We start from the raw sequence: 20,746 nt of genomic DNA on the forward strand, positions 1-20,746 counted from the left end.
GAGCCTAGCCCGGCACTTCGGCCCCAGGCCCTAGACACTCCGGCCGCCGTAGGATTGGAGCCATGTTGTCCGATGCCGTTGCTGCCCTCCGTTGTCCTGTTTGCCAAGGGGTGCTCCAACTCAGACAGGGCCAACAGCAAACGCTCGCCTGTGAGGCCGGGCACCAGTTCGACGCCGCAAAACAGGGCTACTTCAACCTGCTGACGGGCAAAGGCACGGTCTTCGAAGCGGACTCGGCAGACATGGTTGCCGCGCGGTACAGGTTTCTGGACGCAGGGCACTACTCCGGCCTCGCGCAGGCTGTTGCAGCAGCGGCCGCCGGATCACTTCAGCGCCCGGGGGCCGTGGTTCTCGACGCAGGTACTGGCACAGGCCACTACCTGCGGGCGGTCCTTGAACGGTCCGGGGCATCAGGAATCGGTGTGGACATCTCCAAATTCGCGCTGAGGCGTGCCGCCCGGCTCAATCCGGAAGCAGCCAACCTGGTATGGGACATCTGGCGTCCGCTGCCCATGATGGACAACACCGCGGACGTTGTCACGGTAGTTTTCGCACCGCGAAACCCCGCCGAGTTTGCCCGGGTGCTTCGGCCGGGCGGCTCGTTGATCGTTGTGACGCCCCGGCCCGGCCACCTTGCCGAGATCGCAGCCCGGGCAGGCATGCTCAGCATTGAGGATGGCAAAGAGGAGCGGCTGGTGGACTCCATGCGGGAATATTTCGACTCCGGCACCAGCCAAAACCTCGACCTTCCCCTGACACTGAGCGGCCCGGAGGTGGCCGACCTCGCCTACATGGGTCCGGCCGGACACCACGTGCAGCGCGAAGAGTTGGCGGAGTTGGCCGCTGTGGAAGGTTCAGTGGCCACCACTGCGAAGTTCCGGATCAGCGAATTCGCCGTGTCCTGACGTGGGACGGAACGTCGGGCTAGGATGGAGGAACAGCGACTGTGATCCCGCCCGCGGGATCCGGGACCAAGGGGGAAATGATGTTCGAATGGCTCGGCGAGAATTGGTGGGCTCTCTGGCTCACAGTCTTCCTCGCGTTCGCAGTGGTGGAGATGCTTACCCTCGACCTCTTTTTCATCATGCTGGGCGGCGGAGCCCTGGCCGGGCTGATCGCCGACTTCGCGGGAGCCGATTTCTGGCTTCAGATCGTGATTTTCTCCGTGGTCTCCCTCCTGATGATTGTCTTTGTCCGGCCTGTTGCCATGAAGCACCTGCATAAGGGGCCTGCGGAACAGCGCAGCAATATCGACCGACTCATCGGTCAGTCCGCCCTCGTCATCGAAGCCGTGAGTGGAACCAGCGGACTGGTCAAGATCGGCGGCGACGTGTGGAGCGCCCGCAGCACGGCCGGCGTTCTTGATGCCGGTGCAACAGTCCAGGTCACACGGATTGACGGTGCGACGGCGGTAGTAGCCTCGCCCCCCGAGAACAGCCCGCGCTAAAGCGCGCCTTTGAATTTCAGCGGTTGCCGATGCGGGCAGCCTGCCCGCGTTCAGCCGCATCAAACCACGCAATTGGGGAATGAAGGAGATGTATGGACGGCTTAGGAGGAACAGCAGCAGCAATTGTGCTGATTGTTCTCGTCATTTTTGTCATCATCGTGTTGGTCCGTTCGGTGAGGATCATCCCGCAGGCACGTGCCGGCGTCGTTGAACGCCTCGGCAAGTATCAGCGGACACTCAACCCGGGACTGACCATCCTGATCCCGTTCGTCGACCGGCTCCTGCCGTTGCTCGACCTCCGCGAGCAAGTAGTGTCTTTCCCGCCTCAGCCGGTCATCACCGAGGACAACTTGGTGGTCTCGATCGACACCGTTGTCTACTTCCAAGTTACCGATCCCCGGGCCGCAACCTACGAGATCGCCAACTACATCCAGGCTGTGGAACAGCTGACCACCACCACACTTCGTAATGTGGTGGGCGGGCTCAACCTTGAAGAAGCACTCACATCCCGCGATCAGATCAATGGTCAACTGCGTGGTGTCCTGGACGAAGCAACGGGTCGCTGGGGCATTCGCGTGTCCCGTGTGGAGTTGAAGGCGATTGATCCGCCCCACTCCATCCAGGACTCGATGGAAAAGCAGATGCGCGCTGAGCGTGATCGTCGTGCAGCCATCCTGACCGCCGAAGGCACCAAGCAGTCGCAGATCCTTACCGCCGAAGGCCAGCGGCAAGCTGCCATCCTCGCGGCTGAAGGTGACGCGAAGGCGGCCATCCTGAGGGCTGACGGTGAAGCCCAGGCCATTCAGAAGGTCTTCGATGCCATTCATAAGGGCAACCCGGACCAGAAGCTCCTTGCGTACCAGTACTTGCAGACGCTTCCCAAGATCGCTGAGGGAAGCTCGAACAAGCTCTGGATCATTCCCAGTGAAGTCGGCGAGGCACTCAAGGGCATCGGCGGTGCACTCGGAGGCAACAACGGGGACTCCCCCGTCGGGCTCTTCGGCGGTGCTGAAGAGGCCAGGGCGTCCGAGCCTGCGGGAACACCCCAGCAGCCACGGCCTGCTGAATAACGCAAAGCGCAACGCCTCCGAGCGGTCAGCCATCCAGGCTGGCCGCTCGCTGTTTGTTCCTTCTTTTGAGTAGTGGGCGAAGATCCGCGTATAATGGGATATTTGTCCGGCTGGTTCAGCGTGGATGGAACATAAAAGCTTGGCCAGGCGTTGCAATTAGTGATGCAAGGTGTGCAGAAGTAGTCCGTAAGGGACGTGAAAACGGCTTACGGCTAGCGCGGGGTTCCTGCTCCGCGAACAGACAGAGGGAGTAATCATGAGCGATCGCAGCCTGCGGGGTATGCGTCTTGGCGCCCAAAGCATGGAAACAGAATCCGGCGTTGAACCGGCACCGCGCCAGCGGGTCGAGTACCGTTGCGAGGATGGCGAGCAGGTCTTCGTAACCTTCTCCTCCGAAGCCGAAATTCCCCCCGTTTGGGTATCCAAGACCGGCAAAGAAGCGCTGCTGGTTGATGGCGAGCGTCCTGTGGATGCCAACGAGAAAGCTGTCCGCACCCACTGGGACATGCTTCTGGAACGCCGCAGCCTTCCCGAGCTCGAACAGATCCTTGAGGATCGTCTGAACATCCTGCGTGAGCGCCGCGGAGAGCGCCGCTCCGCCTAGACGGTCACAGACTGTCAACAGAAAGGCCGGGTCCGGAATCCCTCACGGGAGCCGGACCCGGCCTTTCTGTGTTCTGAAAGTGTGGAGTTGCGTGTTGGGGTTACTTAGCTTCTGCCGATGACTTGCGGGTGAGCTTTGCCCACCGGGCTGCGAGTCCCCATTTGGTGACGTTGATCATTGCCTCAACCACGATGTTGCCGCTCATCTTCGATGCACCGAGCTCTCGCTCGACAAACGTGATGGGGCGCTCTTCGATGCGGAGCCCAAGCTTGGCCACGCGCCATGCAAGATCCACCTGGAAGCCATAGCCAACGGACTCCACCTCGTCCAGGTTCAACGCTTCCAGCGTGCTGCGTCGGAAGGCTCGGTAGCCCCCGGTGACGTCCTTGATCTTGACGCCCAGCATAATGCGGGCGTAGGTGCTGCCGATGCGGGAGATTGCCTGGCGGTAGAGCGGCCAGTTAACTACGCTGCCACCTGGAACCCACCGGGAGCCCATGGCAAGATCTGCCCCGTCCTCCACGGCCTTGAGCAGAAGAGGCAACTGCTCCGGCTTGTGCGAACCGTCGGCATCCATTTCCACCAGGACGTCATAGCCTGCGGCCAGTCCCCACTTGAAGCCTGCGATGTAGGCAGCTCCAAGGCCTTCCTTCCCTTTGCGGTGAAGGACATGCACCTGGCTGTCCTTTGCTGCGAAGTCGTCGGCAAGCTTTCCCGTGCCGTCAGGACTGTTGTCGTCGACCACCAGGACATCGGAGTGCGGCACTGCTGCGCGCAACCGTCCCAATGTCACGGGGAGCGATTCCAGCTCGTTGTAGGTGGGAATGATCGTCAAGACACGCAAGAAGAGGCCTTTCCTTGATGGAGCGGTCAGTGCGCCCGAGCAGCCTGGCGGCTTGCAATCTGGCGCAACTCTCCATTATAGGACGACGGCGGGGACGCATTTGGCGGCTGTGATGACAGACACAGGCCACGCTTTCGTCGCCGCGGACATCAGACCCGCAGTGACTCGTGGGCGAACAATTCGTGTCCCTCCCGGACGGTTTGTAGGCAACGGGGGTCGCTGCCGGTGTCCAGGGCCGGCAAGAGCGGCGTCCGAGCGCGGGGATCCGTGCTCCATGACTGCACCCGGCTATCAGCCACCTGGACCATCAGTTCATCCACTTCCCACACGGCGAAACTCGCCGGAGCGCCTGGTACCAGCTGCCCCATGAGGGGGTTCCGGTGCTTGGTAGCCCGCCACCCCGCCCGCGTGTGCCCCAGGAAAGCGGCACGAGCCGAAATTCTCTGTTCCGGGTTGCTGTGCTCCAAGCAGGCTCGAACGCTCGCCCACGGGCGGAGGGGGGTTACCGGGCTATCGCTTCCGAAGGCTATGGGGACGCCGCTCGCGTAAAAGGAAGCAAACGGATTCATCTTCTGGCTGCGGGCACCCAAACGCTGCTCGTAGAGACCACCTGCAGCACCCCATAAGGCGTCGAAAACAGGCTGAACACTGACCGACACGGAGTACTTGGCCAAACGATCGATGGCGGACTGGTCGGCCATTTCCACGTGTTCGAGTCTGTGGCCGGCTGCCCGGATACGCTGCTCCCCCACCTCGGCCGCTGCGGCGTCAAAGGCGTCCAGCACAGCGCCCAGACCGGCATCACCTATGACGTGGAAGCCGGCTTGGATCCCCAGCAGCGACGTGGCTACAAGGTGGTTGGCGGCCTCGTCCACTGAAAGGTACAAACTCCCGCGTTGACCGCCGGCATCGGAGTAATCCTCTGCGAGGGCCGCCGTGCGGGATCCGATTGAGCCGTCCATGTTGAGGTCACCAGCGAGGCCCAGCACCTTGGTGCCCAAGCTATCCAGAATGGCCTGCGCTTGCTCCTGTGAGGCGGCAAGCTCGCCCCAGTAAGGGAGAACCTCCGGCATGTTCGCGAGCTCGTTCCAGGACGTGGCCATTCTCAGGTCCTCAGGCCCGCAAATGTGAGGTGCGGACATCTCGGCCATGGCAACGTAGCCGTGGGAAGCTGCTTCCTGCAGCGCCGATTCCTGGTAGCTTCGCCGGTCCGGCTCCTTGAAATTCCTGGCAGTGAGGCGGGCGGCCGTATGTGCTGCCCGGACCACGCGGGCTTCCCCGGAAAAGCCGTCCAAGGTGGTAAGCCCAGCTGCCGCAGCAAGCGAGGCCGAAACGAGGGCTGAATGGACGTCGATGCGTGAGAGGTAGACGTGCCGTCCGCCGGCCGCTCTTTCGATCTCTTCCAACGTTGGGAGGCTGGGATCGTTCCACGTCGTTTCATCCCAACCATGGCCCAGCACCGGACCAGTGCCGCCGGCGGAGGCAACGGCGTCGAGCAATTCCCTCGATGAGCGGACCGCGTCCAGCTGGAGTCCCGACAGGGCAAGGCCCGTCTCCGTCAGGTGTGCATGGGAGTCGACAAAGCCCGGAGCAAGGAGGGCGCCCCGGAGGTCGATGATCTCCATGGACGAGTCGGCAATGGACGTCGCGGCCTGCTCGGAGCCCACCCAGGCAACGGTATCGCCGTCCACCACCATGGCTGTGGCAAAGGGATCTGCCGCAGTATAGATCGAACCATTTCTGTACATAGTGACCTTGCGGCCCGTGGTGTTGCGGTCCGGGCCGGTTGGCGCGCCTGGCTGGTTCATGCGTTCTGCTCCTTGAACATGGAAAGCTGTCTTTCGGGGAAGGTGGGCTAAGCCACCGTGGAGTAGGCCACCACACCGCGGCGGACCACATCAATTGATTCCCGGCATATGCGTGCCACACGTGGGTCCAGCTGCGGGATCTTGGCCAGCTGGTCAAGGAGGTCCACCACTTGCTTGGCCCACCGTACAAAGTCTCCGGCTGCGAGGTCGGTGCCGCTCAGCACGTCCTGAAGGTGGCGGCCTCTGGCCCACTTGTACATGGGCCACACCAGTCCAAGTTCCGGTTCGCCGGTCAAAGGCAGCCTGTTGCGTTCCTCAGTATCTTCGAGTTGGGACCACTCGCGGATAACGATGTCGACGGCCGATTCCAGTGACACAGAAGGCATCTTGGGCCGCAGCCCGCGGTCTTCCCGTTTGGCCTGGTACACCAAGGTGCTCGCCAGAGCGGCCAGTTCAGCAGCGTCGAGGTCGTCGATGGCGCCGCGACGAACTGTCTGGGAAATGAGCAGGTCCTTCTCGCCGTAGATCCGGCGAAGCCTCTGTCCGTCGGCACTTATGGTGACGTGTCCGGCGTCGTTCGTTTCCAGGTAACCGTAAACCGAAAGAACATCGCACACACGGTCGAACGTCTTGGCAATAGTGTTGGTCCTGCTTTGGATTTGGCGGACCAGCCCGTCGGTCTCCCGGCGCAGCTTCCACCAACGCTCCGACCACCGTGCGTGGTCTTCGCGTTCGCTGCAGCCATGGCAAGGATGGGCCCTCAGCGCCCGCCGAAGATCCGCGATCTTCTTTTCCTGATCCGGCAGGCGGGCTCCGAGACCAAAGTCTTCGTGCCTGCTGTTACGCCGGCTGTGGGGAGCGTCTTCGCTGATGGCGTGCCGCATGGATGAAGCGAGGTCCCGGCGCGCCTTGGGAACCTTGGCGTTGAAGGACTTCGGGATGCGGATACGCGTCACCGGAGACACCGGGCCATCGAGGTCGTGGACGCCGATGCGTCGCAGCTGGTTGTCGGAGGTGAGCACCGAGGGCCGCGGTTCACGCGCATTCCGGTCCACCTCCAGCACCACAGCGTGTCCCGCGAGCCGGCCGCTGTAAATGCTGATCACATCGCCGGGAATTAATCGCGTGAGGGAATCAGCAACATGGGACTTCCGGGCGCGTTGGTGGTCGCGGGCGGCGAAATTCTCAGCATCGCTGAGTTCGCGCCGGAGCTTGCCGTATTCTGTGAAGTCGCCCAAGTGGCACTGCATGGATTTGGCGTAGCCTGCCAGCGACTCTTCACGCCCACGCACCTGCCGGGCAAGTCCAACAACGGATCGGTCAGCTTGGAACTGGGCAAAAGAGGATTCGAGGATCTCACGTGCCCGGACCCGTCCGAACTGGGCAATCAGGTTGATGCTCATGTTGTACGTAGGACGGAAACTGGAGTTCAACGGATAGGTGCGTCGGGAGGCCAGTCCGGCCACTGCGGCGGGGTCTGTACCCGGCTGCCAAAGCACCACGGCATGGCCTTCGACGTCGATGCCGCGACGTCCGGCACGCCCGGTGAGTTGGGTGTACTCCCCCGCCGTGATGTTGACGTGAGATTCCCCGTTGAACTTTTCCAGCTTTTCAAGCACCACGCAGCGCGCTGGCATGTTGACACCAAGAGCCAACGTTTCGGTGGCGAACACAGCCTTGACCAGGCCGTCGGCAAAGAGCTTCTCCACCACTTCCTTGAAGGTTGGAAGCATGCCCGCGTGGTGGGCAGCGAGGCCCCTGATGAGCCCGTCCCGCCAACCCCAGAACCCGAGGACATCGAGGTCGTCAGCCGGAATCTCGTGGCTGGCCTCGTCCACCCGCTGGGCGATGATCTGTTGTTCCTGCTCGGTGGTCAGCCAGAGGCCTGATGCTGCACACTGCGCTACGGCTGCGTCACAACCTGCCCTGGAGAAAATAAACGTGATGGCAGGCAAGAGGTCCTGGCGCCTGAGGCTCTCGATCACCTGGGGACGGCTTGCCTTGCGGACTGGACTACGCTGCTCTGACTGTTGCCGCTCGTCGCGATAGCGGTCCTGACGACGGCGGCTTCTGCCGCCGTGTCCAAACCGGCCATTCATGCTCATCCGGCTTTCCGAACGGGCCATGGCCAGCAGGTCCGGGTTGACCTCGAATTCGGGGCCGGTAACTGCCTGACGAGCCGTGACGGCTGACGAGCGCTTGGATGAGACGCGCCGGCGATCCGTGGTGGTGGGCTCGGCCATGACCTCTTCTGCATCGGAGAGGTCAGGCACCTCCGTTTCCTGTGCTCCCGGGGCTTGGGGCGCGATTTCGTCAAAAGAGGTGTCACCGGCAAAGAGATCCACTATCTCCCGCCCCACCATGACGTGCTGCCAGAGGGGCACAGGGCGGTGCTCGGAAACGATCACGTCTGTATCGCCCCGCACAGTGTCCAACCACGCGCCGAACTCTTCGGCGTTGGACACTGTGGCACTCAGCGAGGCAACCTGCACTTCGCTGGGCAAATGGATGATGACCTCTTCCCACACTGCGCCGCGGAAACGGTCGGCCAGGTAGTGGACTTCGTCCATCACCACATAGCCCAGGTCTCCCAAAGTTTCAGAATCGGCGTAGAGCATGTTCCGAAGGACTTCGGTGGTCATAACCACCACAGGAGCTTCGCCATTGATGGTGGTGTCGCCCGTCAGCAGACCAACGTTTGCCGCACCGTATTTCGCGGCCAGTTCCGAGTACTTCTGGTTGCTCAATGCCTTGATGGGAGTGGTGTAAAAGGCTTTGAGTCCCCGTTCCAACGCCAAATAGATCGCAAACTCGCCAACGATCGTCTTTCCGGCGCCGGTGGGAGCTGCTACAAGGACGCCGCGGCCCTCCTGAAGCGACCTGCACGCTTCGCGTTGGAAGTCGTCCAGTTCGAAGTCCAGGGAGCGGGCGAACGCTCCAAGGTAAGTTTTTGACTCAGCCGCCCGCTGGGCTGCCGCCTGGTAACGGTCTGATGGAGATGAAGACCCGGAAATGGAGGACATGCATCAAGCCTAGTGGGCCAAGGTCTAGAGATTCTCCAGATCCGAGGCCGGGGTTGCGATGTCTGCCGTGGCTTCAGTCTCAGCGGCGCGCTTGATGGCCCTGCGCTCACGGCGCCTGTCATTCAGCACGCAAATACCGATTGCCGCGAAGAACAGGATCAGCATGGGGGCAGCGAGATAGAACATGCTCATAGCGTCGGCCCCCGGAGCGGCCATCGCAGCGAACAGGCACACCAGGAAAATAGTGATTCGCCAACTCTTGATGAGTTGCTTGCCCTTGATGATTCCAGCAAGGTTCAACCCCACCAGGACCACGGGTATAAGGAAGGCGATACCAAAGGCCAGCAGGAGCCGGAGGACAAAGGCCAAATAAATTTCAGCGCTGATGAAGTTTGAACCGCCCACCGGGGTGAAATCGGTCAGCACCCGCACGGCGTTGGGGAGCACAAGCCACGCAAGCAGCACACCACCGATGAACAGCGGTACCGCAGCTGCCACGAAGGACAGCGCAAGACGCCGCTCCTTCTTGTGGAGTCCGGGGACAATGAAGGCCCACAGCTGGTAGATCCAGACAGGGCTGGAAAGGATGACGCCGAGGAAGACCGAGACCTGGACCATGAGGTCGAAGGAACTGGCCACGCCATCAAAGTTCAGTGTGGCAGCCCGTCCCTCTTTTTCGTTGAGGTCCTTGATCGGCTTGATCAATGCTTCCAGGAGGGGCTGGTAGACGATGAAGCCCACCACGGTCCCCACGATGACGCCGATTGCAGCCTTGAAGAGCCGGTTGCGCAGCTCCTTGAGGTGATCCAGGAGCGCCATCCGGGCTTCGGGGTTGGCTTTGCGCCCCTTCGTTTCTACCACTTCTCTTTAGACGCGGTTGGAGGGCGGTACGTCAGTTTCGCCGTTGTTCTTGGCCTTGACGTCCGGGTGGCCTACAACCTTGCCTTCGACGGCGTCGGAAGCGTCCTGGGAGTCCTTTGCCTCCGGGGAACCATCCTTCTTCATCTCCCGGACTTCAGACTTGAAAATACGCATCGACTGCCCGATGCTGCGCGCCATGGACGGCAGCTTCGGCGCTGCAAAGAGCACCAGGGCAAGAACGATGATGATGATGAGATGCCAGCCTTCGAGCCTCATATGGGGAGGTCCTTTCCTTTTGGATACATCCTACGTCTATCTGAATTCAATGTCGTGCAGGGACTGCGGCTGACCCCGCTCGGCTTTGCGCTTGACGCGCCGTTGACGACGAACTTCCTGACGGAAGGCTTTGGCCGTCTGGTAATCATGACGCATCTGCTCCGGGGAGGCAAAAATTGCGGACCCCGGTTCAGGACGCGGTTCCGTTGCTTCAACGTCGGAGGTTTCCGGGACAGGGGAAAGATTGCTGAAACGTTTACCCGCGGCACCCAACTCGTGAACAGTTGACATGAATTTTCTGTACAAGCGGTAACCCAGTGTCAGGTGAAGGAGCAACGAAAGGGCTATAAGCGCGATCCACAACAGGATCCAGAACCACCAAGGCATTTGAGTAGTCTAGCCAGCCTTGGTGCCCGACGGTGAGTCGTACTGAGCCAGGGCGGCGTCGATCCACTTCCGGGTTTCCTCCCGCACGGACAGCGGTTCGAGAATCCGGACCGCGCCGCCATGCTGGGATACAAACATGGGCAGCCACCCTGCGTCGCCAAACCTGACCTCGGCGAGCAGACCGCCGTCGGGCAGTTGTGCGGTTCTTTCGGCGTAGTAGTCATCGGCAAGGCCGGCACCTTGACGGGTCAGTTGGAGGGTCACCAGGACGTCGTCGTCACCGGGCGTGAACAACCGGGCCGGGAAGTCCTGCCCGGCAGTTGCAGCCACGGAGACAGCCCGGCCATTGGCCTCCAGGGCTTCCACCCTGTCCAACCGGAAGTTTCTGATGCCGGCCTTGCTGTGGCAGTAGGCCTCGAAGTACCAGGTATTGTCCAGGGAGTAGAGCCTCAGGGGGTCGACGTCGCGCTCGGTCACTTCGTCGCGTTGCAGCGAGAAGTAGCTGAGCCGCAGCTGCCTGCCTTCCCTGATTGCCTGGGTTATCGCGGCAAAGGCTTGTGATTGCTCTGGCGCCACGGATTGGCCGGATACGGAGCCGGCCAGTCTCGCTGCCTGCCCCGCAGCACCTGTCAGCTTGATGGTGACTGACTCCAGCGCACTGGCTGACTCGTCCTGGGGCATGCCTGCCAAGGCAGGCAGGTCTCCCAGCATGGCCAGTCCGGTCAGCAACGCTGCGGCTTCGTCTTCACTGAAACGCACGGGACGATTCAGATCCAGGTGTTCGGAAATGTACACGTGATCGTTTTCCCATTGGATGTCCAGAAGATCGTCCGGATACCCCTCGGGCAGGCCGGAGCAGATCAGGATCTTCAGGTCATCGATCAACGCCTTGCGGCTGATGCCAAAGTGATCAGCGACCTGTTGGATATGCAGGCCCTGATGGTGGACCAGGAACGGCACCAGTTGCAGCATGCGGGCAAGTTGATCTTCGGACGTGCGCTTCCGTGCCCGGGGCGTACGGCCCGCTTCAGGAAATTCAACAGGCACTGGCGGAGCATCATCAAAGTCTGCAGCAGCTTGGAGGCGGCGGACGACGGCGGAGCGCAGTTCGGCGGGTCCCTCCACCTTGAGGTGGGGGCCATAGGATGCCAGCTCTACTGCCAGTTGCTCCGGATCCCTAAAATCCACCACTATGCGGTCACGGTCACTGTGCTCCGGGGACCCTTCGGCGGGAGCAGACCTCTTGCGCAGGGCAAGCAACCTGTTCTTTTCGACATCCAAGGTGGCTTGCCGGATAGGGAGCTCGTTGAGTTCGTCCAGCTCAGCCCGGGCGTCGAAGCCTTCCGGGGGGTGGAAGGTGCTGGTGGCGACCACGCTAACTGCGGTGGTCATCCGCGAGAGCCTGAAGAGCCTCTTGGCTCCCCTCCCCCGGTCCAGGCCCACGAGGTACCACTGGCCGAAGCGGCTGCCCAAGCCCCAAGGCTCCACTTCCCGGACTTCCTCCAGCCCCGTGCTGACCGCAAGGTAGCCGAAGCGGACCGGGTGCTTGCCGTGCATGGCCGCAACGACGTCGTCGAAGGCTTGTCCAGCGGGTTTGATCCGTGGCTGAACTCCAGCAGGGAGATCCACGTCCGTGAAGCCTCCTGCGGCCTGCAGCTTGCGGACGGCGTTGGCCGCTGCCGTTCCCAGCGCGGCCCGTTCCCACAGCTGTGCAGCAAGCAAGAGCACGGTGCTCTCCGCAGGCGTCAGGTTCACATCAGGTAGCCGGTTGGAGTCCTTGCCGATGCGGTAACGCGCAGAGGCGGGGTCGTCCGCGCCGAAGTTTCGCGGATCCATCAAAGTCTCGATCTCGAAGCCAAACTGTTTGAGATCCACTTTGTCGCGCTCGAACATCCGTCCAAAGGCGACGTCATTCTCAGCTGAATCGTGGTACACCTTTTCACGCAGCACGGCACGTGGAAGGCCAACTTTGGTGTTGAGCAAAGCAAGGAGAAGGTTCAGGAGGCGTTCAGTGCGGGATGCGGACACCCTTGCTACGTTACTAAAAACCAGCCGGAAAGCAGCAAGGCGCGTCACCGCCCGGCAAAACCGGAAGGTAACGCGCCCTGCGAAAAACCGATAAGTCCTAGCGGACAGCCACGAGGTCGACGACGAAAATCAAGGCCTCGTTGGGCTTGATGGCTCCACCGGCGCCACGTGAGCCGTAGGCAAGTTCCGAGGGGATCTCCAAGCGACGGCGGCCGCCGACCTTCATGCCGAGCAGGCCCTGGTCCCAGCCCTGAATGACCTGGCCGACGCCCACGCGGAAGTCCAGAGGAGCGCCGCGGCCCCAGGAAGCGTCAAATTCTTCTCCCGTGGACCAGGCAACGCCCACGTAGTGAGTGGACACGGTGTCCCCTGCCTTGGCTTCGGGACCAGTGCCCTCGATCAGGTCAGTGATGACGAGGTCTGTGGGGACGTCGCCTTCCGGGAAGTCGATTTCGGGCTTGGTGCGGTCAAAGTCGCGCTGACCAAATGACATGGTTGCTCCTTAGGTTATGGGGGCGGAGAGAGATTTCAGGAACCAGCTTAGCCAGAACCCGCGCGGGGTTTTACTTCTTAGCGGTGATCTCAACGACGAACACCAGCGGGCCCGCAGGCTTGCCCTGGGCAGCAGCGCTTGCACCGTACGCAAGATCAGTGGGAATCGTCAGGAGAACCTTGGAGCCGACCTTCTGGCCTGTAAGTCCAAGCGTCCAGCCCTTGATGACCTGGTTCAAGCCGAACGTAGCGGCCTCGCCCCGATCATAGCTGGAGTCAAACTTGGTGCTGTCTTCCCAGCGCCAGCCAGTGTAGTTGGCATCGATCGTGTCAGTGTCTTTCAGTTCCTCACCCGTACCCTCGGAGAGGACCTTAACAGAAAGGCCTGCCGGGGCATCAGTCTTGGGAATTTCCACCGAGGGTGCGCCCTTGTCATCGAAGGTCACCTTGGGAAGTTTGCCGTCCTTGTCCAGCTGATCGGTCTCCTCCTTGCTGAGAAGACCAGGCGCGTTCTTGGCTGAGGCAATCTTGAAGACCACCAGCTGGGAGGAGGCAGGCGCCGAAGCAGAGGAGTTGCCCGGAGCAGCGATGGCTACATGACTGCCCACTTTGGCGCCGATGATGGCGTCAAAGATGAGTTCATTGCCGCTTTTCATCTGTTCGGAAAGTTCGATCGCCTGGGGCCCCTTGGCGTAACCGTCCTCAAGTGTCTTGCCATCGGTACCATCGACCGCGATGAACACCAGTTCAGCGATTTGACCCATCTTGACCGGCTCGCCGTCACCTTCTTTGACCACCTTGACGGTGGGTCCAGTCACGGCCAGAGGCTTGGAGAATTCAATGCCGGGCGCTTTGTCATTGCCGTTGTCCGTGATCTTTAGGGAGTCGAGCTTGGAGACGTCACCTACTGACTTGCTGGTGGGCTCAGTAGCCGGGGTGTCTCCACCTCCGCACGCGGTCACGAGCAACAGGGCGGGCAGGAGAATTGCTAGGAGTCGGCGCACAAAAAGACACTTTCGTCGGGGCAAAGGGACACTCGGAAAGGCGCATAGCGCATCCAAGCAGGGTGTATCTCGGTAAGAGACCACTATCCAGAGTAGCCCGTGAAGCTGGGAGTCAGCTTACAAAGCCCTTTAGCCCATGGAATCCAGGAGGGCATCCACCCGCTCATCAACGTTCCGGAACGGATCTTTGCACAAGATGGTTTGGTGTGCGCGATCGTTCAGTTTCAGGTGCACCCAGTCCACCGTGTAGTCGCGGCCCAGCTCCTGTGCTCGTCGCACAAAATCTCCCCGCAGTTTCGCGCGCGTTGTCTGTGGTGGAGCGTCCACGGCATCTTTGACATCGGTTTCGGTGACCAGCCTGCGTGCTGCACCACGGGCCTGCAGCAGGAAAAAGATGCCGCGTTGCCGTGAGATGTCATGGTAGGTGAGGTCCAGCTGGGCAATGCGCGGTGAGTCGAGGCTGAGGTCGTGCCGCCGCATGTAACCGTCCATGAGCTTCTTTTTGATGGCCCAGTCCACTTCGGTATCAATGGTGCTGGTATCGCCGCTTTCAATGGCGTTCAAGGTTCGCTCCCACAAGTCCAGGATGAGTGGAACGTGGGCGTTGTGGGCACCATTGGCGGCTACGAACTCGGTGACCTTATTGAGGTACTCGCGCTGGATATCCAACGCAGTCAGCTGCCGGCCGTTGGCCAAGCGGACCAAGGCCCGGCCGCTGAGGTCGTGGGAGATTTCGCGGATGCTGCGGATGGGATTCTCCATGCGCATGTCGCGCATGATGACGCCCGCCTCGATCATGCGAAGGATGAGGTCCACCGTTCCGACCTTCAGCAAAGCCGAGGTTTCGGACATATTGGAGTCCCCCACAATCACATGCAGGCGACGGTAAAACTCGGCATCTGCGTGAGGCTCATCGCGGGTGTTGATAATGGGCCTGGACCTGGTGGTGGCGGAGGACACGCCTTCCCAGATGTGGTCGGCGCGCTGGGAGAAAGCGAACGTGGCACCGTGGGGTGTCTTTAGTACCTTGCCGGCACCGGCTATCAATTGACGTGTCACCAGGAAGGGAATCAATATTTCGGCAAGGCGGGAGAACTCCCCGCGCCGCGGTATGAGGTAGTTCTCATGGCTGCCGTAGGAATTGCCCGCAGAATCGGTGTTGTTCTTGAAGAGGTACACAGTTCCGTTGAAACCCTCCGCGGCGAGCCTTGCCTGAGCCTCATCCACGAGGTCATCAAGGATCAGTTCACCGGCCCTGTCATGGGCGATCAGCTGTGCGAGGTCGTCACACTCTGCGGTGGCATACTCCGGGTGCGACCCCACATCAAGGTAAAGCCGTGAACCGTTGGTAAGGAAAACGTTGGAGGACCTGCCCCAACTGACCACCTTGCGAAAGAGGTACCGTGCAACTTCCTCGGGGGCCAAAGGGCGGGAATCAGGGCTGGAATAGGAAATTCCGAACTCCGTTTCGATGCCAAATATCCGCTTATCCATCTCAGCTCTCCTCTGTGAGCAACCGGGTCATGTCTTCCGGCAACAGCCGCCTGAACGCCCTGCGTGATCCGCGATTGCTTTCGGAAGCGCGGTACAGCACGGCAGCTTCGACGGCGGTGGCGGGCAGCTCGTCGATTTCCTTGTTGGTGGCCAGGGCACGCAGAGCCAGTCGCATGGCCCCCGCCAAGGTGAGTTCCGGCTCCCACTCCCCGCTGACGACGTCGGAAATCTGGTCAGCGAGCCCGCCCATCACCACGAACCCGTTTTCATCGGCGATTGATCCATCGAAGGTCAAACGGTAGAGGTGGTCCTCCTCCCGGGTGAGACCAACCTCGGCCACCGCCAATTCCACCTCAAACGGTTTTTGCTCGGCGGTAAACACCGCTCCGAGGCTCTGAGCGTAGACACTTGCCAGGCCGCGGGCAGTCACGTCCTCACGGTCGTAGGAGTAGCCGCGGACGTCTGCATAGCGGACTCCTGCTTGCCTGAGGCTTTCAAATTCGTTGTACTTGCCCACCGCAGCGAAGGCGATTTTGTCGTAGATTTCACCGATCTTGTGAAGCGAAGGTGAAGGGTTTTCGGCGATCAGCGCGATGCCATCGGAGCAGCTGATGACCACAACAGATCGCCCACGCGCTATGCCCTTCCGCGCGAAGTCCGCACGGTCCTTCATTAACTGCTCGGGAGAGACGTAGAACTGCTGTGTCATATCAGGCCTCCCGTCCGGCGGCAGCCCGCGATTCAACAATTGCGCCGGCAACCGCGGCCAGATCCCGGTCAGGGACCCGCCGGTTGCCGGATCGATCGACGGTATAAACCACCGGCCACAATTGGCGAACGGGGTCGGGCCCGCCAGTGGCGGAGTCGTCATCTGCGGCGTCATAGAGTGCCTCAACAGCTACTGCTACGGCGTTTTCCGCAGACAAATTAGGCTTCCAGAGCTTCTTGAGCGCGCCGCGGGCGAACACGGAACCGGAACCGACGGAGTGATGCTCCTGTTCTTCGTACCGGCCGCCTGTGACGTCGTAGGAGAACAAACGGCCCACACCGGAGCTGTGGTCGAAGCCTGCAAACAAGGGAACGACTGCCATCCCCTGCATCGCCATGGGCAGGTTTCCGCGGATCATGGCGCCCAGGCGGTTAGCCTTGCCGACCAGGCTGAGGAGCGTGCCCTCGATCTTTTCGTAATGCTCCAGCTCAACCTGGAAGAGCCGCGTGATGTCAATTGCCAGGCCGGCCGTACCAGCTATGCCGAGGACTGAATACTCGTCCGCCGGAAACACTTTCTCGATGTGGCGGCTGGCGATGATGTTGCCCATGGTCGCGCGCCGGTCCCCCGCCATCAGCACTCCACCTGCGTACGTCAAGGCAACGATGGTGGTGGCGTGCGGGGACGACGGCACCATGCCGGCGGGTAACGATTGATTAAAGGGAAGGAGTTCGGGACGCGAGCGTTGAAGATGCTCCGTGAAAGAAGACGTTGCCTGGGTGGCCAGGGGGCCGGTTGATGGGTCCTGCATTGCTGCACTCCTTCGACTCTGCATTCCGATGCCCGGCGGCCTTACGCCGACCGGGCAGTACATCCTCTGGCGGGTCCGCCTACTGTCCGCCCTTTTGGACAAACGCCCTGACGAACTCTTCGGCGTTGGATTCCAAAACGCCGTCAATTTCGTCGAGAAGGTCATCCACTCCTTGCGTCGCGTCCGAGGCCTGTGCCTCCGGTGCTGCCGGGGGCGCTTCGGGTGCGTCCACTTCGGTCTCGGTTTCCCGCGACTGCGGTTGTTGCTGCTCCTGTGCTGCCATTTTCTTTCTCCCTACTGTCAGTCCCCTGTTGACGGAGACTTCCTACTGCCATAGTGCCACGCCGACCGATGCTGCGGACGGCTTTAACCAACGGCGAATAATCCTGTGGCGGGCATCCATCAGCTCCTGGCCGGTGGCGGCGTCTGACCCAACAATTCGGCCAGGAAAGAAGCAGCATCCGGGTGACGGTCAAAGAGGGCGCCGGTCAAAGCCCGGGTTCCCCTCAAAGGCTCCCGGGTAGGCACCCGCTGCAGTTTCCCCAGCCCCGGAACATCAAAAATCACCGAGTCCCAACTGGCGCCTACAACATCTTTTCCGAATCTGGAGACGCACCGCCCGCGGAAATAAGCGCGGGTGTCCGACGGCGGTTCGGTCACCGCCCGGGTGATGTCGCCTTCGTCCACGACGCGCATCATCCGGTTCCTGGAGAGCAGCCTGTAGTAGAGGCCCTTCTCAGGCCGGATATCAGACCATTGAAGATCCACCAAGCCGAGCCTGGCGTCGTCCCATGCCAACCCGTCGCGGTTTCGGTAGCCCTCGAGTAGTGACTTCTTGGCCACCCACTCGACTGTAGAGGCAGCGGCATCAGGATCAATCCCCAGCGTTGTCAGCGTGGACTCCCACTGGGACAGGACCTGGTGCGTGTGGCCATCTCCGGTGACGGAATCCGCCACCCCTGTCTCTTGGGCCAGCTTGGAAGCTGCCTCGAAATACATCCACTGCAGATCGAGGGCTGTTACCCGCCTTCCGTCGAGGAGCCTGACGGTTGCGGCCAGCGTGGTGTCGTGGCTGACGGCTTGGAGCGCCTGGACGGGTTCGTGAACCTCGATCCTGGGAGCCTGCCCCGCTTCAATGAGGCTAAGAACCATGGCCGTGGTGCCAAACTTCAAAAAGTTGGAGGCCTGGCTGAGGTTTGCGTCCCCAATGATCACATGGAGGCGACGGTACTTGTCCGCTGTCGCGTGGGGCTCGTCCCTGGTATTGATGATGGGCCGGCGGATGGTTGTCTCCAGTCCCACTTCTGCTTCGAAGAAGTCTGCCCGCTGGCTGATCTGGTAACCGGGCGTGGAGCTATCCTGCCCCAGCCCCACCCGGCCCGCGCCACAGATGACCTGGCGGGAGACGAAGAAAGGCGTGAGCCCGCGGATGATGTCCCCGAAGGGCACCGAGCGTGGCATGAGGTAGTTCTCATGCGAGCCATAGGACACGGACTTGTTGTCAGTGTTGTTCTTGTACAGGTTGATCGCCGGGAGCGAGGCGTCGGCAGCTACCTTCCGTACCGTGGCCAGGGCCACCAGATCCCCGGCGGCGTCCCATGCCACGGCGTCGCGTGGGTTGGTGACCTCCGGACTGGAGTATTCAGGATGCGCGTGGTCCACGTAAAGGCGTGCACCATTGCCGAGGACCATGTTCATCAACAGTGAACCGGACTCGTCTGCGCCGTCCAGCTCCAGCTCCTGGCGGCCATAAGCCAAGGCGACCGCTTCGGCGTCGAGCACTGGCGGTTGATCCGTCAGTTGGCTGGGATCCGCCGCTGCCCTGTTCACGGTCCAACCGCGGGCGTCGTGCAGCGGTTCCTCATCCGAGTAGTCCCACCGGGTCTCAGCCCCGCCAGCCGCCCGTTGCCGGGTCACGGTGGCGTAGGCCTGAATGATCCGGGCGGACATCATGGTGGCGTTGGCCCCCGGAGCTGACGGCGCATGGATCCCATATTCAGTTTCCGAGCCCATGACGCGCATGGCGCCGCCTGCGGGAAGCTTCTCTGCGGGTGAACCTTCGGGCCTTGCTGTCACAGGTACTGACCCGTGTTGGCAGTGGTTTCGATGGACTTGCCAGGCTCCTGGCCTGCCTTGCCCTGGACGATGGTCCTAATGTAGGTGATCCTTTCGCCCTTCTTACCGGAAATCCTTGCCCAGTCATCCGGGTTGGTGGTGTTGGGCATGTCCTCATGCTCACGGAATTCATCCACCACGGCGCGGAGCAAGTGATCGATCCGAAGACCCTTCTGCTGTGAGGTCAGCAAGTCCTTGATGGCGTATTTCTTGGCACGGTCCACCACGTTTTGCACCACCGCGCCGGAGTTGAAGTCCTTGAAGTACAGCATCTCCGTATCTCCGTTGGCGTACGTCACCTCAAGGTACTCATTGGACTTCTCAGTGGAGTACATGGCCTCCACTGTGCGCTGGACCATGGCATCCACCGTGGCCTGCACATCGCCGCCGTACTCGGCCAAATCCTGGGGGTGGAAGGGCAGGTCAGTGGTGATGTACTTTGCGAAGATGTCGGCTGCAGCTTCGGCGTCGGGCCGTTGGATCTTGACCTTCACGTCGAGGCGACCTGGACGCAGGATGGCAGGATCAATCATGTCCTCACGGTTGGAGGCACCAATGACGATGACGTTGTCCAAACGCTCCACGCCGTCGATTTCACTGAGCAGCTGAGGCACGATGGTGGTCTCAACGTCCGAAGAAACGCCGGTGCCGCGGGTGCGGAACAGCGAGTCCATCTCGTCGAAAAAGACCACCACGGGGCTGCCATCTGAAGCCTTCTCGCGGGCACGGGAGAAGATCAAGCGGATGTGGCGCTCAGTCTCACCCACGTACTTGTCCAGGAGTTCTGGACCTTTGATGTTGAGGAAGTAGCTCTTGAGATCGGTATTGCCGGCACGCTCTGCTGCCCTGGCGGCAAGGGAATTCGCTACTGCCTTGGCGATCAGGGTTTTGCCGCATCCTGGAGGGCCGTAGAGCAAAATGCCCTTAGGCGCTTTGAGCCCATGCTCGCGGTAGAGGTCCGGATGGAGGAACGGCAACTCCACGGCGTCCCGGATCTGCTCGATCTGCGGGCCAAGGCCACCGATATCCTGGTAGGTGATGTCCGGAACTTCTTCAAGGACGAGGTTCTCCACCTCGGCGCGCGGTACCTTCTCCAACGCGTAGCCCGTCCGTGAATCCAGTGACAAGGCGTCGCCCACCTTCAGGTGAAGGCCTTGGAGCGCCCCGGACAATCGGACCACCCGCTCTTCATCGGCGCGGCCAACCACCAGCGCACGGTCCTTGCCAAGCATTTCCTTGAGCGTGACCAATTCGCCGGCGCGTTCGTAGCCGAGGCCTGCCACCACCAGCAGCGCTTCGTTAAGCAGGACTTCCTGCCCCACCGCAAGCTGGTTGAGGTTCACGAGCGGGCTGACACCTACACGCATCTTGCGCCCGGCATTGAAGATGTCCACGGACTCTTCGGTAGCTGCCTGCCCTGAACTGCCAGGGGCGGGCTGCTTCCGCGGGTTGATCTGCACCACGGTCCCAAAGCTGTAAGGAGGTTGACCCTCCTGCTCCAGAGCGCCCTTCAAGCGAAGAATCTCAGCTTTGGCTGTTTCCAGCATGCTGACGAGCTTGCTGTTGTTCTGGGTCGCGGCTGCCAACTGGCGGTCGATGTGGCGAAGCTTGTCCCGAAGGATATTGATTTGCCGTTCGGCAACCGTCAGTTCACCCGAGGTCTCCGGCGGTTGAACGGCGCTGAACCTCCGGCCTGCCGTAGTCTCCGCTTCGCCGTTTGCATCGTCCGGCGTCGGCCGTCCAAGGTCGTTGTTTGACGTATCCACGATTCAT

At 61.3% G+C, this 20,746-nt stretch carries 19 protein-coding genes; 4 read left to right on the forward strand and 15 right to left on the reverse strand.

Annotated elements, in window-relative coordinates:
- Window positions 1–62: 62 nt before the first annotated feature.
- The 4 genes from HAV21_RS04890 (at window position 63) to HAV21_RS04905 (ending at window position 3,121) form a co-directional block, all read left to right on the forward strand.
- On the forward strand, window positions 63–905 hold the full coding sequence (locus HAV21_RS04890; protein ID WP_166840684.1) for a putative RNA methyltransferase: 843 nt from the start codon (window positions 63–65) through the stop codon (window positions 903–905).
- Between the two features lie 80 nt (window positions 906–985).
- Entirely contained in the window at window positions 986–1,447 is a 462-nt protein-coding gene (locus HAV21_RS04895; RefSeq protein ID WP_166840927.1) for an NfeD family protein, read from the forward strand.
- A 92-nt stretch (window positions 1,448–1,539) separates the two neighbouring features.
- The gene (locus HAV21_RS04900) at window positions 1,540–2,517 is read left to right on the forward strand and encodes an SPFH domain-containing protein (protein WP_166840685.1); all 978 of its coding nucleotides are present in this window, start codon (window positions 1,540–1,542) and stop codon (window positions 2,515–2,517) included.
- A gap of 256 nt (window positions 2,518–2,773) precedes the next feature.
- A complete protein-coding gene (locus HAV21_RS04905) occupies window positions 2,774–3,121 on the forward strand; it encodes an RNA polymerase-binding protein RbpA (protein ID WP_011774875.1) in 348 nt (115 codons plus the stop codon).
- 100 nt (window positions 3,122–3,221) lie between these two features.
- On the opposite strand, the gene HAV21_RS04910 is transcribed toward HAV21_RS04905, so the two are convergent.
- The 15 genes from HAV21_RS04910 to arc form a co-directional block, all read right to left on the reverse strand.
- Window positions 3,222–3,965, reverse strand: a complete 744-nt coding sequence (locus HAV21_RS04910; RefSeq protein ID WP_166840687.1) for a polyprenol monophosphomannose synthase — start codon at window positions 3,963–3,965, stop codon at window positions 3,222–3,224.
- Window positions 3,966–4,114: 149 nt separating this feature from the next.
- Window positions 4,115–5,773: an amidohydrolase family protein gene (locus HAV21_RS04915; RefSeq protein WP_166840689.1), complete on the reverse strand. Its 1,659-nt coding sequence runs from the start codon at window positions 5,771–5,773 to the stop codon at window positions 4,115–4,117.
- Window positions 5,774–5,820: 47 nt separating this feature from the next.
- Window positions 5,821–8,796 (reverse strand): DEAD/DEAH box helicase, encoded by a 2,976-nt coding sequence (locus HAV21_RS04920; RefSeq protein WP_166840690.1) that lies wholly within the window; start codon window positions 8,794–8,796, stop codon window positions 5,821–5,823.
- A 24-nt stretch (window positions 8,797–8,820) separates the two neighbouring features.
- Complete coding sequence (gene tatC, locus HAV21_RS04925; protein WP_142939154.1) at window positions 8,821–9,657, reverse strand: twin-arginine translocase subunit TatC; 837 nt, start codon at window positions 9,655–9,657, stop codon at window positions 8,821–8,823.
- A gap of 6 nt (window positions 9,658–9,663) precedes the next feature.
- Window positions 9,664–9,933 carry a Sec-independent protein translocase subunit TatA gene (gene tatA / locus HAV21_RS04930; protein WP_142939155.1) on the reverse strand — a complete coding sequence of 90 codons (270 nt, stop codon included), beginning with the start codon at window positions 9,931–9,933 and terminating at the stop codon, window positions 9,664–9,666.
- 36 nt (window positions 9,934–9,969) lie between these two features.
- Window positions 9,970–10,320, reverse strand: a complete 351-nt coding sequence (locus tag HAV21_RS04935; RefSeq protein WP_166840692.1) for a hypothetical protein — start codon at window positions 10,318–10,320, stop codon at window positions 9,970–9,972.
- Window positions 10,321–10,329: 9 nt separating this feature from the next.
- Window positions 10,330–12,348, reverse strand: a complete 2,019-nt coding sequence (locus HAV21_RS04940) for a WYL domain-containing protein (protein WP_347877603.1) — start codon at window positions 12,346–12,348, stop codon at window positions 10,330–10,332.
- A 97-nt stretch (window positions 12,349–12,445) separates the two neighbouring features.
- A complete protein-coding gene (locus tag HAV21_RS04945) occupies window positions 12,446–12,841 on the reverse strand; it encodes an FKBP-type peptidyl-prolyl cis-trans isomerase (RefSeq protein ID WP_017200957.1) in 396 nt (131 codons plus the stop codon).
- A gap of 70 nt (window positions 12,842–12,911) precedes the next feature.
- Window positions 12,912–13,844: an FKBP-type peptidyl-prolyl cis-trans isomerase gene (locus HAV21_RS04950; protein ID WP_347877604.1), complete on the reverse strand. Its 933-nt coding sequence runs from the start codon at window positions 13,842–13,844 to the stop codon at window positions 12,912–12,914.
- A gap of 129 nt (window positions 13,845–13,973) precedes the next feature.
- Complete coding sequence (gene pafA, locus HAV21_RS04955) at window positions 13,974–15,338, reverse strand: Pup--protein ligase (protein WP_142939159.1); 1,365 nt, start codon at window positions 15,336–15,338, stop codon at window positions 13,974–13,976.
- Window position 15,339: 1 nt separating this feature from the next.
- Window positions 15,340–16,047 carry a proteasome subunit alpha gene (gene prcA, locus HAV21_RS04960; protein ID WP_142939160.1) on the reverse strand — a complete coding sequence of 236 codons (708 nt, stop codon included), beginning with the start codon at window positions 16,045–16,047 and terminating at the stop codon, window positions 15,340–15,342.
- A 1-nt stretch (window position 16,048) separates the two neighbouring features.
- Window positions 16,049–16,858: a proteasome subunit beta gene (gene prcB / locus HAV21_RS04965; protein ID WP_142939161.1), complete on the reverse strand. Its 810-nt coding sequence runs from the start codon at window positions 16,856–16,858 to the stop codon at window positions 16,049–16,051.
- 79 nt (window positions 16,859–16,937) lie between these two features.
- Entirely contained in the window at window positions 16,938–17,141 is a 204-nt protein-coding gene (locus HAV21_RS04970; protein ID WP_142939162.1) for a ubiquitin-like protein Pup, read from the reverse strand.
- Window positions 17,142–17,260: 119 nt separating this feature from the next.
- The gene (gene dop / locus HAV21_RS04975; protein WP_166840929.1) at window positions 17,261–18,880 is read right to left on the reverse strand and encodes a depupylase/deamidase Dop; all 1,620 of its coding nucleotides are present in this window, start codon (window positions 18,878–18,880) and stop codon (window positions 17,261–17,263) included.
- 50 nt (window positions 18,881–18,930) lie between these two features.
- The gene (gene arc / locus HAV21_RS04980) at window positions 18,931–20,739 is read right to left on the reverse strand and encodes a proteasome ATPase (protein WP_347877605.1); all 1,809 of its coding nucleotides are present in this window, start codon (window positions 20,737–20,739) and stop codon (window positions 18,931–18,933) included.
- Between the last annotated feature and the right edge of the window lie 7 nt (window positions 20,740–20,746).

Source organism: Paenarthrobacter sp. MSM-2-10-13, from assembly GCF_011605365.1.
GTDB lineage: Bacteria > Actinomycetota > Actinomycetes > Actinomycetales > Micrococcaceae > Arthrobacter.

Bases quoted from the DNA above. Each gene is read 5' to 3' on its own strand.
- HAV21_RS04935 (WP_166840692.1), bottom strand. From the start codon at position 10,320: ATGCCTTGGTGGTTCTGGATCCTGTTGTGGATCGCGCTTATAGCCCTT.
- HAV21_RS04905 (WP_011774875.1), top strand. From the start codon at position 2,774: ATGAGCGATCGCAGCCTGCGGGGTATGCGTCTTGGCGCCCAAAGCATG.
- dop (WP_166840929.1), bottom strand. From the start codon at position 18,880: ATGCGCGTCATGGGCTCGGAAACTGAATATGGGATCCATGCGCCGTCA.
- HAV21_RS04970 (WP_142939162.1), bottom strand. From the start codon at position 17,141: ATGGCAGCACAGGAGCAGCAACAACCGCAGTCGCGGGAAACCGAGACC.
- HAV21_RS04915 (WP_166840689.1), bottom strand. From the start codon at position 5,773: ATGAACCAGCCAGGCGCGCCAACCGGCCCGGACCGCAACACCACGGGC.
- HAV21_RS04945 (WP_017200957.1), bottom strand. From the start codon at position 12,841: ATGTCATTTGGTCAGCGCGACTTTGACCGCACCAAGCCCGAAATCGAC.
- HAV21_RS04895 (WP_166840927.1), top strand. From the start codon at position 986: ATGTTCGAATGGCTCGGCGAGAATTGGTGGGCTCTCTGGCTCACAGTC.
- HAV21_RS04890 (WP_166840684.1), top strand. From the start codon at position 63: ATGTTGTCCGATGCCGTTGCTGCCCTCCGTTGTCCTGTTTGCCAAGGG.
- HAV21_RS04920 (WP_166840690.1), bottom strand. From the start codon at position 8,796: ATGTCCTCCATTTCCGGGTCTTCATCTCCATCAGACCGTTACCAGGCG.
- HAV21_RS04900 (WP_166840685.1), top strand. From the start codon at position 1,540: ATGGACGGCTTAGGAGGAACAGCAGCAGCAATTGTGCTGATTGTTCTC.
- tatA (WP_142939155.1), bottom strand. From the start codon at position 9,933: ATGAGGCTCGAAGGCTGGCATCTCATCATCATCATCGTTCTTGCCCTG.
- prcB (WP_142939161.1), bottom strand. From the start codon at position 16,858: ATGCAGGACCCATCAACCGGCCCCCTGGCCACCCAGGCAACGTCTTCT.
- pafA (WP_142939159.1), bottom strand. From the start codon at position 15,338: ATGGATAAGCGGATATTTGGCATCGAAACGGAGTTCGGAATTTCCTAT.
- prcA (WP_142939160.1), bottom strand. From the start codon at position 16,047: ATGACACAGCAGTTCTACGTCTCTCCCGAGCAGTTAATGAAGGACCGT.